A 13,549-nucleotide genomic window follows, 5' to 3' on the forward strand; every position below is an offset into this window, starting at 1 on the left:
GATGATTTTATTTTTAGCTGGAACAAGTGATGCAAGAGAGCTGGCTGTTCAATTAATGCAAGCGGGACAAGAATTGGTGGCGACTGTCGTGACGGAATCTGCTGCAGCGAGTCTACAGGAAGCGAATGTTCCGTACCATGTCGGTCGTTTAACAGAACAGCAAATGAAGGAACTAATTGAAGAACGGCGGGTAACAACGGTGGTAGATGCAAGTCATCCGTATGCAGAAGAGGCTTCCAACACAGCGATGGCCGCTGCAAATTTAACGGGTATTCCCTATATTCGATATGAACGTCCGCAGCAAAGTTATGTACATCCGCTTGTTACGGAAGTGGAAACGTATACAGAAGCGGCAATTGCTGCATCTGCATATTCAGGAACAATTATGTTGACAACAGGCAGTAAAACGCTTGCCGTTTTTACGGAGCAATTATTACATAACGAAAATATTCGTCTAGTATGCCGGATGCTGCCAAATAAAGAGAATATGGAGAAATGCGATACTCTTGGGGTGAAGCAGCGCGATATTATCGCAATCCAAGGACCGTTTTCTAAAGAATTGAATAAAGCGCTTTACGAACAGTTCAGCACAACACTTATTATTACAAAGGAAAGCGGGAAAGTCGGTTCGGTAGACGAAAAGATGGATGCGGCTCTGGAAATTGGTATTCCCGTCATCTTAATTAAAAGACCAAAAATACAATATGAAAACTTATGCACTTCATTTGAAGAAGTGTTTGAAAAATTAGGAGAAATAACAATGGCAAATATGAATTTTAATACAGACTTCGTACCACTAACAGTAGACCCGGACAAAATTTATGACTATAGTTTTGCGATGATTAAAGAAGAAATGGGCGAGCATCCATTTACGGATGAACAATGGCTTGTTGTTCGCCGCGTTATCCATGCTTCAGCAGACTTCGAACTGGGCCGCAGCATGATTTTTACGGATGATGCGATTGAAGCAGGAATTCAGTCAATTTTAGCTGGACGTCATGTTGTTGCCGATGTTCAGATGATTGAAAGTGGATCAGGGCGTAAACGATTCCAAAAACATGGCGGGGATTTACATTGTTATATCGCAGATGAAGATGTATCAATCGAAGCAAAAAAACTGGGAACAACCCGTGCAATTATTTCGATGCAAAAGGCGACTCAATTACAAGAAGGCGGTATTTATGCAATTGGGAATGCCCCAACAGCTCTACTTGAATTAATTCGTCTGATTAAAGAAGGCCTTGCAAAGCCGGATTTAATTATTGGGATGCCTGTTGGGTTCGTTTCGGCAGCAGAATCGAAAGCGGAATTAGCGATTTTAGAAGGAATTCCGTTTATTACGAATGTAGGAAGAAAAGGTGGTAGTACTGTAACCGTCGCAGCACTAAATGCCATCTCAATCATGGCAGATGAACGAGCAAAAGAAGCGAAATAAAAAAGATCCGTCGGAAATGCGTCACGGCTACACAACAGGAGCTTGTGCAACTGCGATGACAAAAGCTGCCTTGTACGCACTTGTGACCGGAGAAGTTCCTGAACATGTAACGATTCATTTACCTGTAGGAAAGGATGCCACATTTACGGTGGTATCTTTTGCAGTAAAGGAAAATGAAGTGATGTGTGAAACGATTAAGGATGCAGGGGATGATCCGGATGCAACACATAAAGCACGTATTCAAAGTACGGTTCGTTTTATAGAGAAAAGCGGTGTTCACTTAGATGGTGGAATCGGTGTTGGTCGTGTAACAAAAGCAGGACTGCCCGTGCCTGTCGGAGAAGCGGCAATTAACCCTGTTCCGAGAAAAATGCTTCATGGTGTCGTCGAAGAGGCGATTCAACTTTTCCAAATTGACAAAGGAATCGAAGTGATCATTTCCGTTCCGGACGGTGAGGAAATCGCGAAGAAGACATTAAATGCAAGGCTGGGAATACTGGGTGGCATTTCCATATTAGGTACGCGCGGAACGGTCGTACCCTTTTCAAGTTCTGCCTATATGGCTAGTATCGTGCAGGCAATTAGTGTTGCAAAAGAGGCAGGCTGTGACCATCTTGTCATTACAACCGGCGGACGCAGTGAAAAATATGCAATGAAGCAATATCCGCATTTACCGGAAGAAGCATTTATAGAGATGGGGGATTTCGTCGGTTTTACGTTAAAGCATATCGCCCGTAAAGAGATTCCCCAAGTGTCACTTGTGGGGATGATGGGGAAATTTTCAAAGGTAGCACAGGGTGTCATGATGGTGCATTCAAAAAGTGCGCCGATCAGTTTCCCATTTTTGGCTGAAGTTGCGAAAAAAGCCGGAGCTGATCCAGAAATAATCGAGCAAATATTACATGCGAATACGGCATCACAAGTAGGAGAAATCATGCAGGGGAATGACCAGTTTTTTGAAGCGCTTTGTAAAAACTGCTGTTACTTTGCACTGGATCATATGAAAGCGAAATTACGTGTTTCCACATCGCTGTATGCAATGAACGGGGACATGCTAGGAAAGGCTGAGAATATTGAACAATTGGATGAAAATGATTGGTATCGGGGATAACGGATCAGCAAGTTTACTCCCTCAATATATCGCTTGGATTGAATCAAGTGAAGTACTAGTTGGTGGTGAGCGTCATCTAGACTTTTTCCCGGATTACACTGGCGAAAAGATCATTATAAAAGGTGGACTATCACAATTAGTGGAAAAGCTGCAAGAAGAAAAAAGAAACATCGTTATTCTAGTATCTGGTGACCCGCTATTTTACGGACTAGGCGGTGTTTTGGCGAAGAAGCTCCCGTTAGAAATTTACCCTTATGCCAGCTCTGTTCAATTAGCATTTACAAGAATGCAGGAAAGCTGGCAGGATGCCTATTTAACGAGTGTTCATGGCCGGTCAATGAAGGGGCTTGCCCAAAAAATCGATGGCCGGAAAAAAATAGCGATATTGACCGATGAAGAAAATTCACCGAATGCACTTGCCCGCTATTTAAATGCGTTCGGCATGACCGAATACGATGCGTTTGTAGCAGAAAACTTGGAAGGTCCAACTGAACGATGTCGTCATCTTTCTTTGGATGAAATGGAGAAGGCCGAATTCTCACCATTGAATGTCGTTATTTTAAAGCAGCGTGAAGCTGTTGAGCGTGCGTCAATCGGTATTGATGATGACAAGTTTATTCAGCGGAAACCTGATAAAGGGCTCATCACAAAAAAGGAGATCCGAGTTCTTTGTTTACAAGCGCTGCAATTAAAAGAAACGAGTATCGCATGGGACATTGGGACATGCACAGGCTCAGTTGCCATTGAGATGTCAAAAATTGCGCGCGAAGGTCAAGTATTTGCGATAGAAAAAAATGAAGCCGATTTAGAAAACTGTCTTCAAAACCAGCATATTCATCGTACAGATTTTACAGCTGTTTTAGGAAAAGCTCCGGAAAGATTAGAAGAATTTCCTGATCCGGACGCCATTTTCATCGGTGGCAACGGCGGTAATATGGAGCAGTTGCTGCAACTATGTGTGAATCGATTAAAGCCAAATGGCCGCATTGTTATGAACATCGCAACAATTGAGAACTTAGCAGAAGCTATGGGGCATTTTAAAAAGTTCAATTGTGATGTTTCTGTACTGCAGGCACAAATCTCAAAAAGTAAGCCAATTTTAAATTTAACGCGTTTTGAACCGTTAAATCCAATTTTTATCGTAACAGCACAGAAAGGGTTGGAATTATGACAATCGGTACATTAATCGGATTAGGTGTTGGACCAGGTGATCCGGAACTTATTACAGTAAAAGCGTTTAGAATGTTGAAAGAATGCCCGGTCATTGCGTATCCACAAAAATTGCGCGGCAGTAAATCGTATGCCCAACGAATAATCGATGTGTACGTTAATCCGGCGGAAAAAGAAATGCTAGGGCTTGTATTTCCGATGACGAAGGACGAGGAGACGTTGCAGGAAGCATGGTCAAAATCCGCAGAGAAAATCTATGCACATTTGAAAGAAGGCCGAGATGTCGCATTTGTAACGGAAGGCGATCCGATGCTTTTTAGTACATATATACACTTGATGAAATTAATGAAGGAAATGCATCCCGACGTTCCAATGAAATCGATTGCAGGGATATCTTCATTTAATGGAACTGCCAATCGTTTAGGAATCCCATTGGCAGACGGCGATGATCATGTAGCAATGATTCCGGCGACTTCGGATATGGCAGAGATGCGTCGCGTTATTGAGACCCATGACGGGATTGTGTTCATTAAAGTAGCGAAAGTATTGGATGACATGCTCGATTTACTCAAAGAGATGAACTTACTTGAAAAAACGCATGTTGTGACAAAAGTAACTTCAGATGAAGAAATTATTTGGAAAACGAATGAATTGCGTGGAGCTGAGCTCAATTATTTATCATGTATGGTGGTGCGAAAATAATGAAGAAAATTTGGATTATAGGTGCTGGCCCCGGCGACCCGGATTTAATTACCGTAAAAGGCCTTAAACTTCTTCAACAGGCGGATGTTGTCATGTATACAGATTCGTTAGTTAGTGAAACGCTAGTTGCCGAAGCCCGAGCGGATGCAGAAGTAATCCGTACAGCAGGCATGCATTTACAGGAGATGGTTGATTGCATCGTTGAACGTGTCAATGCAGGGAAAATGGTTGTGCGTTTACATACGGGTGACCCGGCAATGTACGGGGCAACAATGGAACAAGTGGCATTGTTGAAAAAACATAATATTGGCTATGACGTTATTCCAGGTGTGAGTTCCGTATTTGCTGCCGCTGCAGCCGTAGGGGCAGAACTAACGGTTCCTGATTTAACGCAAACGTTAATCTTAACACGAGCAGAAGGACGTACACCGGTACCTGAGCGTGAAAAACTGCAAGCATTGGCAAGCCATCATTGCACAATTGCAATGTTTTTAAGTGCCACATTAACGAAAAAAATTACTAAAGAACTACAGGCTGCGGGCTGGTCGGACGATACACCGGTTGCCGTTATTCAACGGGCTTCATGGCCAGATCAAAAGATCGTTCGCACGACAATTGCTGAACTGGATGAAGCGATGCGGACAAACGGCATTCGCAAACATGCGATGATTTTAGCCGGCTGGGCACTTGATCCGAACATTCATGAAAAAGATTACCGTTCAAAATTGTATGATGCAACATTTACACATGGTTTTCGTAAAGGTGTGAAAGTCGATGATTAATTTACGTGAAGGGGAAATACCGGAAGTTCGTGTGACAAAACCTTATGCACTTGTAGCCATTACAAAGCACGGTGTGGCGAATGCGCGAAAGTATGCGGAGAAGTTTCCGTATGTCGATGTATATTATATGAAGAAATTTGAGCAGGGCGATGAGGCTGAAAAAAATATTCAATTATTTGACGGGACGGTGCGCCTGTTACTGCCTGCATTATTTAAAGCATATAAGTCGATGATATTGATTATTTCCCTTGGTGCAGTCGTTCGGATGATTGCCCCAATTTTAGTAGATAAAAAGAAAGATCCGGGTGTTCTTGTTGTTGATGATAAAGGACAATATGTCGTAAGTGTTTTATCCGGACATATCGGTGGTGCGAATGCCCTGGCAAATGAGTTTGCACAAGCAATCGATGCGACTCCGATTGTAACTACAGCATCCGATGTTCAAAAAACAATCGCGGTTGATTTATTTGGTGCACGGTACGGATGGGTTTGGGAAAGTGAAGAGAAATTAACGCCTGTCAGTGCTTCAGTAGTAAATGAGGAACAGGTTGCGATTGTTCAGGAAACGGGTGAAAAAAAATGGTGGCTGCATGAAACACCGATACCTGATACCTTGAAAATTTACCGGACAACAGGGGAAGCAATCGCTGCAAAACCACATGCCACATTGCTCATTACTGATCGGATTATCGAAAAAGAGGAAGAAATATTACTTGAAAACGGTGTAATTTACCGACCAAAATCAATTGTTTTAGGAATGGGCTGTAATCGCGGAACATCTGGAGAAGAAATTGAACAACTAATTGATGAAACGCTTGCAGAACTAAAGCTGAGCAAAAAAAGCGTCAAAGCAATCGCCACAATCGATTTGAAAAAAGATGAACAAGGTTTCCTGCAAGTAACGGCTAGAAACAACTGGCAGTTTATAACGTATACACCCGCAGAGCTAAATGAAATGCCGCTGCAAAATCCATCGGAAACTGTTTTTAAATTTACAGGGGCATACGGTGTTAGTGAACCTGCTGCATTACGGTGTGCCAATGCGACAGACTGGCTGTTGGAAAAAAAGAAAAGCGGCAATGCAACCATTTCCATTGCCCGGATTACATTTGATGAGGAGGAAATCGAATGAATCGTTTCGTATTAGCCGGAACAGGCAGTGGCGTAGGAAAAACAACATTTACAATTGGCATTATGCGTGCACTGATGAAGCGCGGCTTAACTGTTCAAGGATTTAAATGCGGTCCGGATTATATCGATCCGACGTATCATACAGCGGTAACGAGAAGGTCTTCACGCAATATTGACAGTTTCATGATGACCGAAGATGTCGTACGCACAATTGTTGCGAGAAACAGCATTGATTCAGATGTTTCGATTATTGAAGGTGTCATGGGATTTTATGACGGGAAGTCGCCATTATCGAATGAAGGATCGGCGGCACATATTAGTGAAATTACAGACAGTCCGGTAATTTTAATTGTTAATGCAGCAAGTATGGCCCGAAGCGTCGCTGCTATAGTAAAAGGATTCCAGCAGTTGGACAAGAACGCCAATATTGTGGGGGTTATTGCCAATCAGCTTGGGAGTAAAGGCCACTTTGAAATTATTAAAACAGCGATCGAACATGAATGTAACATCCCCGTTCTCGGCTACCTGCAAAAAGGTGCGGTACCAGCGTTGCCGAGCCGTCATTTAGGTTTAGTACCGGCTATTGAACGAGGAGAGCTCGATCCGTATTTCGATGAGCTTGCAGCTGCTATTGAAGCAACTGTTGATCTGGATTTATTGTTACAAGTCACAAAAGCGTCCGAATTGGAGCAAACTTCAAAGATTTTCGAAATACAAGAAAATACGCAAGAAATTCATTTGGCTGTAGCAAAAGATGCAGCATTTAACTTTTATTATGAAGAAAATTTTGAATTACTGAAAGCAAACGGTGCAAAACTCCATTTCTTCTCGCCACTTGAAAATGAACCGGTTCCTGAACTGGCACAAGGTTTGTATATTGGAGGAGGGTTCCCTGAAGAATTTGCTGAGAAACTTGCACAGAATGAAAAGGCAAAAAATTCGATAAAACAAGCGATTGAAAAGGGAATCCCGACACTTGCGGAATGTGGCGGCTTCATGTATTTAACAGAAGAAATTTTCAACCGTGAAGGAAATGGCTACAAAATGCTTGGTGTCATTCCGGGAAGCGTTCGTATGCAAGATAAGTTAGCGGCGTTAGGTTACAGAGAAATTACCGGTGTGGAGGGCAACTTTTTAATTGGTAAACAGGAGCTGGCTAAAGGTCACGAATTCCATTATTCCGTATACGAAGGAAATCATGAAACACCTGCTTATTTTACAAAAGGGCGCTTTGGAGCGAAACAGGAAGGGTACTCACATGGGAATCTAGTTGCTGGATATACACATTTTCATTTCGCATCCAATCCACAACTAGTGAAAAATTGGCTTGCAGCTTGTTTGGGGGGAAGAATATGAATTATTTTCCGTTAATGGTCAATATAGATTTTAAAAAAGTGGTGATCGTTGGTGGAGGCCATGTAGCACGTCAAAAAGTGGAAGCATTATTACCTACGAATGCCGAGATTACCGTTGTCAGTCCAACAGTAACGGATAAGTTAAAAAACTATTTAAATGAAGGCAGAGCAGTATGGAAACAAAAGCTTTTTGAACCGGCTGATTTAGACGGTGCAGCCCTTATTTTTGCGGCAACGAATGATGAAGCAGTAAATGATGCTGTGGAAGAAGCAACACAGCATTGGCAATTATTAAATCGTGCAGATGCTTTAGGTCGTATGGATTTTATGAATCCTGCGGTTGTCCGTCGTGGAGATTTTGTTGTAACGGTGTCGACAACTGGCGCAAGTCCGGCGCTTACTAGAAAAGTAAAAGCGGACTTAGAGGAACAATACGATGAAAGTTATTCGGAATATGTTGCTTTTTTAAAGGAAGCCCGTTTGCTTGTTCTTAATAATTATGAAGGCGATACAAAAAAAGCAGCGCTCGCTCAATTGCTTGAACCTGAAATACTCGATTGGATTCAGCAAAAGAATGAGGAAAAATGTGCACAGTTTTTACGTCAGATTGAAGCGGGAGAAGTCAATTGAGCGGATTTGTTTATATAGTTGGTGCTGGACCGGGTGACCCGAAATTACTGACAATACGTGCATTAGAGTGCATTCAGATAGCTGAAGTCATTTTATATGACAGATTAGTAAACCCAGAAATTTTAAAACACGCACCAGCCCATTGCGAATTAATTTATTGTGGCAAAGAACCGGGAAAGCATGGCCTCATACAAGACGAAATTCATCGTGTGCTCGTTGAAAAAGCACAGCAGAACAAGCAGGTTGTGCGTCTAAAAGGTGGCGACCCATTTGTCTTTGGACGAGGCGCAGAAGAAGCAGCTGTTCTTCGCAATGAAAATATTGAATTTGAAATTGTCCCAGGGATCACAGCAGGAATAGCGGCACCGGCATATGCAGGCATACCCGTTACACATCGTGATTATGCAACAAGCTTTGCGATTGTTACCGGGCATGGCCGTGAAGAAAAGGGTCAGGATTTTTTAAGCTGGGCAAGTCTCGCACAAATCGATACGATTGCGTTTTATATGAGTATCGGTAATATCGATCATATTACGAAAAGTCTAATCAGACACGGAAAGAAACCGACAACCCCGGTTGCAGTAATTGAATGGGGAACAACAAGTAATCAGCGTACGATTACAGGTCAATTAGAGACGATTTCCGAAAAAATTCAGCAGGAGAAAATGGTCAACCCTTCGATGATTCTAGTTGGGGATGTTGTAGGAATTCGTGAAGAAATTGCCTGGTTCAATGAAAGGATTGAGACAACATGTTAGAAGCATTAAAAAAACGACGGGCGGTTCGTCAATTTTTACCTAAGGAAGTAGAACAGGAAAAAATTGAACAATTATTGGAGGCAGCAACTTATGCACCGAATGACCGTATGCGCGAGCCTTGGCAATTTTATGTGCTGCAAGGAGATAGTTTAAAACGTTTTGAACAAGTAGCATTCAATTATTTACAGCAGCGCTTCCCGACAAAACCAAACTTAGTGGAAAGCTCCATGCAGGCCGTTACAAAAACACCGCTTATCATTGTCGTTACTTCTGCTGTAGTCGAAGGTGATGAAGGGGCGACGCTGGACAATAAATTTGCTGTCAGCGGTGCAATCATGTCGATATGGCTAATGGCTGAAGCGCTTGGTTTAGGCATGGTGTGGCGGACACGCGGAGTCGGTCTTGTACATGAAACAGCTTTGCATGAATTTATCGGGGCGACGGATTCCGAACACCTCGTAGGTACGTTATGTATTGGCTATCCGGAGGAACCAGTTACAACGGAGAAAAAACGTACACCATTTTCAGAAAAAACTACTTGGGTATAGGGAGGTACTAACATGGCGAGAAAAGGAATGCTGCTCGTATATACGGGTGAAGGAAAAGGCAAAACAACCGCTTCATTAGGTGTAACCTTACGTGCAATTGGCCGTGGGATGACGGTGAAGTATTTTCAGTTTATTAAATCACCGGAACGTACATATGGAGAACAAATTGCACTTCGGAAATTAGGTGTTGAAACCGTTCAGCTCGGCATTGGCTTTACGTGGACAAAAACACCGGAAGAACACAGGGAAGCGTTAAGAAAGGCTTGGCAAATTGTAAAAAAGGAATTGCAGGATGAAACGACGGATTTACTAGTTTTGGATGAATTAAATAATGCATTGGCAATTTCAAAATTCCCAATCGATGATGTTTTGCCTTTAGAGGAAGTACTTGAAGCAATTCGGAGTCGACCTGCCACAATGCATTTAGTCGTCACAGGACGTTCGGCACATCCGGATCTTATTGCGATGGCTGATCTGGTTTCAACCGTTGATGCAACGAAACATTATTACAGCGAGCAGGATGTCACAGCTATGAAGGGGCTGGAGTTTTAGTGCAGGCAATCATGATTCAGGGCACAGCATCCGATGTGGGAAAAAGTGTACTATGTACCGCATTATGTCGCATCTTAGTTAATGACGGTTACCGGGTTGCTCCGTTCAAATCACAAAATATGGCGCTGAATTCGTATATTACAAAAGATGGAGGAGAAATTGGGCGTGCTCAAGGGGTCCAGGCAGAAGCGGCAAAAATTGATGCAACGACAGATATGAACCCGATTTTACTGAAGCCTAAAGGGGATATGGTATCAGAAGTGATTTTGCACGGTAAACATTTTGCAAACATGGATGCGGTCAGTTATCGTGAACAATTTGTAGAAGATGTCATGCCTGAAGTACGTACATCGCTTGAACGTTTATCGGATAACTACGATGTTCTTATTCTGGAAGGTGCGGGAAGTCCTGCGGAAATTAACTTGAAAAGTCGTGATATTGCCAATATGCGAATGGCACATGAAACGGACGCGTCAGTGATTTTAGTGGCGGACATTGAACGCGGTGGTGTTTTTGCTTCACTCGTCGGAACGTTAATGTTATTGGATGATGCGGAAAAAGCACGTGTAAAAGGAATTATTATTAATAAGTTTCGCGGCATGAAAGAACTGCTGACAAGTGGAATCGATTGGCTGGAGGAATATACAGGTATTCCTGTACTTGGTGTCATACCGTATTTCGATGTTCAAATTGAGGCAGAAGATTCGATGGCCCTATCCAGCCTGCGCTTAAAGAAGCCACAGCAGCATGAATTTGCGGTTGATGTCGCCGTTATCCGTTTACCGCGTATATCTAATTTTACTGATTTGGATCCATTGTTTGAAGAACCGGGTGTAGGCGTGCGCTTTGTCTCAACGCTTAGTGATTTAAAAAATCCGGATGTCGTAATTTTACCAGGTACTAAAAACACGGTGGAAGATTTTTTATGGCTTCAGCAAACTGGGCTGATGCAAGGTATTTTACAATTAGCGAATCAAAATGTCCGCATTATCGGTATTTGTGGAGGTTATCAGATGCTTGGTGAGATTATCCGTGACGAACAGGCGGTTGAAAGCACTGGCGGAACGTATTTGACATTAGGTCTGCTGCCGATCGAAACAACATTTATCAATAGTAAGCAAACGGTTCAAGTTTCGGGAAGAAGCTGCACAGGTCATGAGATTGAAGGCTATGAAATTCATTTAGGCCGCAGTGTTGCGACTAAACCGTTGAAGCCTTTCATCCAATTTTATGACGGCCGGACAGACGGTGTCTATACTGACCAAGTATTTGGTACATATGTTCATGGGATTTTCCAAAATCGCCTATTTACACGCGATTATTTTAATACAATCCGTGTGCAAAAAGGAATGGAGCCAATTACAGGAGAAGTGTTATCCGATTTTGAACGTCGCGAACAAGCCTATGAAATGCTGGATCGCCATGTTCGTGGGCATTTGGATATGGAGAAGATTTATTCGTTTATTTCGGAAGCCAAGTTTGAAAAGAGGTGAAGTTGATGGCTGTTTTACATGGGCCACTTGCAATTGATTTTGAGCAGCTCTGGAAGGAAGGGATGCTGGACTGGCATGGAAATATGCCGGAACGGATGAAAAATGATGCATTGGAGGAAGCATTTTGGGCCCAATCGATGCAAAAAAAGTCCTATAAACAAACGGATGCACATGCCATTCCGATTTATGAAAAAATTCGTCAATACATACCACAGGGTGCAAGCTGTCTGGAAATGGGACCAGGTTGGGGGAATTATACATTTCCTTTAAGAGAAGATGTCGGAAAACTTACATTGGTTGATGGCTCAAAAAGTGTTTTAAACTACTTGCAGCAGTATTTCAAGGAAGACGATGCGGTAAATTTTGTCCATGCGAAGTGGGAAGAAGCAGATGTTGAACAGCATGATATAGTAATCGGGGTCAATTGCTATTACCGAATATATGAGATGAATGATGCACTGCTGAAAATGAATAATTGCGCAAAGAAAAGAGCAATCATCGGTTTAACAACAGGTCCAATTCAACCACATTATGATGTTTTAGCGAAGGAATATCACTATCAGATTAAATATCCCAGAAGAGACTATATTGAAATTTTAAATATGCTGTACCAATTAGGAATTTATGCAGATTGCGAAATGCTGCCATTGGAACGTGTTTATTACTATGACAGTTATGAAGCGCTCTATGAAGCACAAAGTAAAAAAATATTATCGAATCCGTTTGATTTAGAGCATGTTAAAGAGGCACTTGCCCGATTCGTTAAAGTGGAGGAAGGCAAGATTGTTTACCGTCATAAATTTTATGCAGCGATCATTAGTTGGGAGCCGGTAAACTTTTATGAATAAAAAAAAACTTTGGCTATGGTTGCCTATTTTAATCATTGTGCTCGTCATATCGATTATTGGTGCAATCATGGTAGGTTCTGTAGGGATCACACCCCAGTTAATTATTGAGGTTTTACTTTTTAAAACAGGAATTTTAAGTGAAACAAACGCTTCTAAGGCGCAGCAAATAATTATTTGGGAAATCAGGGTGCCACGTGTACTATTGGCACTTCTAGTCGGAGCATCATTGGCAATATCGGGTGCTGCAATACAGGCTCTAGTAAAGAATTCCATTGCAGATCCTTACATACTCGGTGTTTCGTCGGGAGCATCTGTCGGGGCAACTTCAGTAATTTTATTCGGTGCATTTAGCTTTTTCGGAGTGTTTGCTTTATCGCTTGCCGCTTTTTTTGGTGCAATATTTGCCGTAATGATTGTATTTATGCTTGCCCGGGTGAATGGGAAAACTTCGATGATTCGATTATTGCTGTCGGGGATTGCGGTTTCCATGGTGTTAGGTGCGATGACCAACTTTATGTTGATGATTTCAAAAGAACAGGGCGGTGTTCAGGCAGTCATGTTTTGGATGCTTGGCAGTTTAGGCGGGGCAAAGTGGTCAAATCTCGGAATACCTTTAGTTACTTTTTGTATCGTATTTCCATTATTACTACTAAGCTATCGTCAACTGAACGCACTGTTACTAGGTGAAGAAACAGCATCGACTTTAGGGATCCATATTGAACGATTCAGGCTGTTCATTATTATCATTGTATCTTTACTAACCGGCGTCGTAGTTGCTGTAAGCGGGAGTATCGGATTTGTCGGTCTCATTGTCCCGCATATTGTACGGATGATTGTCGGGTCCAATTATAAAGTAGTTTTACCGCTAAGTGCGCTGCTTGGAGCCATTATTATTATTTGGGCTGATATGGGTGCACGTATTGCAATTGCACCGGAAGAGATGCCAATCGGAATTGTTACCGCATTATTTGGCAGCCCTTTCTTTATTTGGATGCTTCGTCGGGAGCGCTATGCATTTGGGGAAGGAGAATGAG

Annotated in this window: 14 protein-coding genes and 1 pseudogene; all 15 read left to right on the plus strand. The window is 42.4% G+C overall.

From position 1 onward, the window contains the following. Nucleotide 1 precedes the first annotated feature (1 nt). Nucleotides 2-751, plus strand: a pseudogene (gene cobK / locus AC6CH1_RS05525) (precorrin-6A reductase); the annotation flags it as partial. Between the two features lie 9 nt (nt 752-760). Continuing rightward, entirely contained in the window at nt 761-1,435 is a 675-nt protein-coding gene (locus tag AC6CH1_RS05530; RefSeq protein ID WP_498317739.1) for a precorrin-8X methylmutase, read from the plus strand. Continuing rightward, complete coding sequence (locus tag AC6CH1_RS05535) at nt 1,410-2,546, plus strand: cobalt-precorrin-5B (C(1))-methyltransferase (protein WP_498317740.1); 1,137 nt, start codon at nt 1,410-1,412, stop codon at nt 2,544-2,546. Before AC6CH1_RS05530 ends, AC6CH1_RS05535 begins: the two co-directional genes overlap by 26 nt. Then, nucleotides 2,521-3,717: a precorrin-6y C5,15-methyltransferase (decarboxylating) subunit CbiE gene (gene cbiE / locus AC6CH1_RS05540; RefSeq protein ID WP_498317742.1), complete on the plus strand. Its 1,197-nt coding sequence runs from the start codon at nt 2,521-2,523 to the stop codon at nt 3,715-3,717. Before AC6CH1_RS05535 ends, cbiE begins: the two co-directional genes overlap by 26 nt. Beyond that, complete coding sequence (gene cobI, locus AC6CH1_RS05545) at nt 3,714-4,418, plus strand: precorrin-2 C(20)-methyltransferase (RefSeq protein ID WP_498316541.1); 705 nt, start codon at nt 3,714-3,716, stop codon at nt 4,416-4,418. The genes cbiE and cobI overlap by 4 nt, the downstream gene beginning before the upstream one ends. Continuing rightward, on the plus strand, nt 4,418-5,200 hold the full coding sequence (cobM, locus tag AC6CH1_RS05550) for a precorrin-4 C(11)-methyltransferase (RefSeq protein ID WP_427710330.1): 783 nt from the start codon (nt 4,418-4,420) through the stop codon (nt 5,198-5,200). Before cobI ends, cobM begins: the two co-directional genes overlap by 1 nt. Then, nucleotides 5,193-6,332 (plus strand): cobalt-precorrin 5A hydrolase, encoded by a 1,140-nt coding sequence (locus AC6CH1_RS05555; protein ID WP_498316542.1) that lies wholly within the window; start codon nt 5,193-5,195, stop codon nt 6,330-6,332. The genes cobM and AC6CH1_RS05555 overlap by 8 nt, the downstream gene beginning before the upstream one ends. Continuing rightward, entirely contained in the window at nt 6,329-7,687 is a 1,359-nt protein-coding gene (locus AC6CH1_RS05560) for a cobyrinic acid a,c-diamide synthase CobB (protein ID WP_498316543.1), read from the plus strand. The genes AC6CH1_RS05555 and AC6CH1_RS05560 overlap by 4 nt, the downstream gene beginning before the upstream one ends. After that, nucleotides 7,684-8,316, plus strand: coding sequence for a precorrin-2 dehydrogenase/sirohydrochlorin ferrochelatase family protein (locus AC6CH1_RS05565; protein WP_498316544.1), 633 nt, complete (start codon nt 7,684-7,686; stop codon nt 8,314-8,316). Before AC6CH1_RS05560 ends, AC6CH1_RS05565 begins: the two co-directional genes overlap by 4 nt. Beyond that, nucleotides 8,313-9,074 (plus strand): uroporphyrinogen-III C-methyltransferase, encoded by a 762-nt coding sequence (gene cobA, locus AC6CH1_RS05570; protein WP_498316545.1) that lies wholly within the window; start codon nt 8,313-8,315, stop codon nt 9,072-9,074. Before AC6CH1_RS05565 ends, cobA begins: the two co-directional genes overlap by 4 nt. Further along, complete coding sequence (locus AC6CH1_RS05575) at nt 9,068-9,622, plus strand: nitroreductase family protein (protein WP_498316546.1); 555 nt, start codon at nt 9,068-9,070, stop codon at nt 9,620-9,622. Before cobA ends, AC6CH1_RS05575 begins: the two co-directional genes overlap by 7 nt. Before the next feature lie 12 nt (nt 9,623-9,634). Then, nucleotides 9,635-10,174, plus strand: a complete 540-nt coding sequence (locus AC6CH1_RS05580) for a cob(I)yrinic acid a,c-diamide adenosyltransferase (protein ID WP_014824141.1) — start codon at nt 9,635-9,637, stop codon at nt 10,172-10,174. After that, entirely contained in the window at nt 10,174-11,667 is a 1,494-nt protein-coding gene (locus AC6CH1_RS05585; RefSeq protein WP_498316547.1) for a cobyric acid synthase, read from the plus strand. The genes AC6CH1_RS05580 and AC6CH1_RS05585 overlap by 1 nt, the downstream gene beginning before the upstream one ends. 5 nt (nt 11,668-11,672) lie before the next feature. Continuing rightward, nucleotides 11,673-12,515, plus strand: coding sequence for a class I SAM-dependent methyltransferase (locus tag AC6CH1_RS05590; RefSeq protein ID WP_251688422.1), 843 nt, complete (start codon nt 11,673-11,675; stop codon nt 12,513-12,515). Continuing rightward, on the plus strand, nt 12,508-13,548 hold the full coding sequence (locus AC6CH1_RS05595; protein ID WP_498316548.1) for a FecCD family ABC transporter permease: 1,041 nt from the start codon (nt 12,508-12,510) through the stop codon (nt 13,546-13,548). Before AC6CH1_RS05590 ends, AC6CH1_RS05595 begins: the two co-directional genes overlap by 8 nt. The last annotated feature ends 1 nt before the right edge of the window (nt 13,549 follow it).

The organism is Solibacillus sp. GQ1, assembly GCF_059758555.1.

Bases quoted from the DNA above. Each gene is read 5' to 3' on its own strand.
- AC6CH1_RS05575 (WP_498316546.1), top strand. From the start codon at position 9,068: ATGTTAGAAGCATTAAAAAAACGACGGGCGGTTCGTCAATTTTTACCT.
- cobI (WP_498316541.1), top strand. From the start codon at position 3,714: ATGACAATCGGTACATTAATCGGATTAGGTGTTGGACCAGGTGATCCG.
- AC6CH1_RS05530 (WP_498317739.1), top strand. From the start codon at position 761: ATGGCAAATATGAATTTTAATACAGACTTCGTACCACTAACAGTAGAC.
- AC6CH1_RS05535 (WP_498317740.1), top strand. From the start codon at position 1,410: ATGAACGAGCAAAAGAAGCGAAATAAAAAAGATCCGTCGGAAATGCGT.
- cbiE (WP_498317742.1), top strand. From the start codon at position 2,521: ATGAAAATGATTGGTATCGGGGATAACGGATCAGCAAGTTTACTCCCT.
- AC6CH1_RS05555 (WP_498316542.1), top strand. From the start codon at position 5,193: ATGATTAATTTACGTGAAGGGGAAATACCGGAAGTTCGTGTGACAAAA.
- AC6CH1_RS05580 (WP_014824141.1), top strand. From the start codon at position 9,635: ATGGCGAGAAAAGGAATGCTGCTCGTATATACGGGTGAAGGAAAAGGC.
- AC6CH1_RS05565 (WP_498316544.1), top strand. From the start codon at position 7,684: ATGAATTATTTTCCGTTAATGGTCAATATAGATTTTAAAAAAGTGGTG.
- AC6CH1_RS05595 (WP_498316548.1), top strand. From the start codon at position 12,508: ATGAATAAAAAAAAACTTTGGCTATGGTTGCCTATTTTAATCATTGTG.
- AC6CH1_RS05590 (WP_251688422.1), top strand. From the start codon at position 11,673: ATGGCTGTTTTACATGGGCCACTTGCAATTGATTTTGAGCAGCTCTGG.
- AC6CH1_RS05560 (WP_498316543.1), top strand. From the start codon at position 6,329: ATGAATCGTTTCGTATTAGCCGGAACAGGCAGTGGCGTAGGAAAAACA.
- cobM (WP_427710330.1), top strand. From the start codon at position 4,418: ATGAAGAAAATTTGGATTATAGGTGCTGGCCCCGGCGACCCGGATTTA.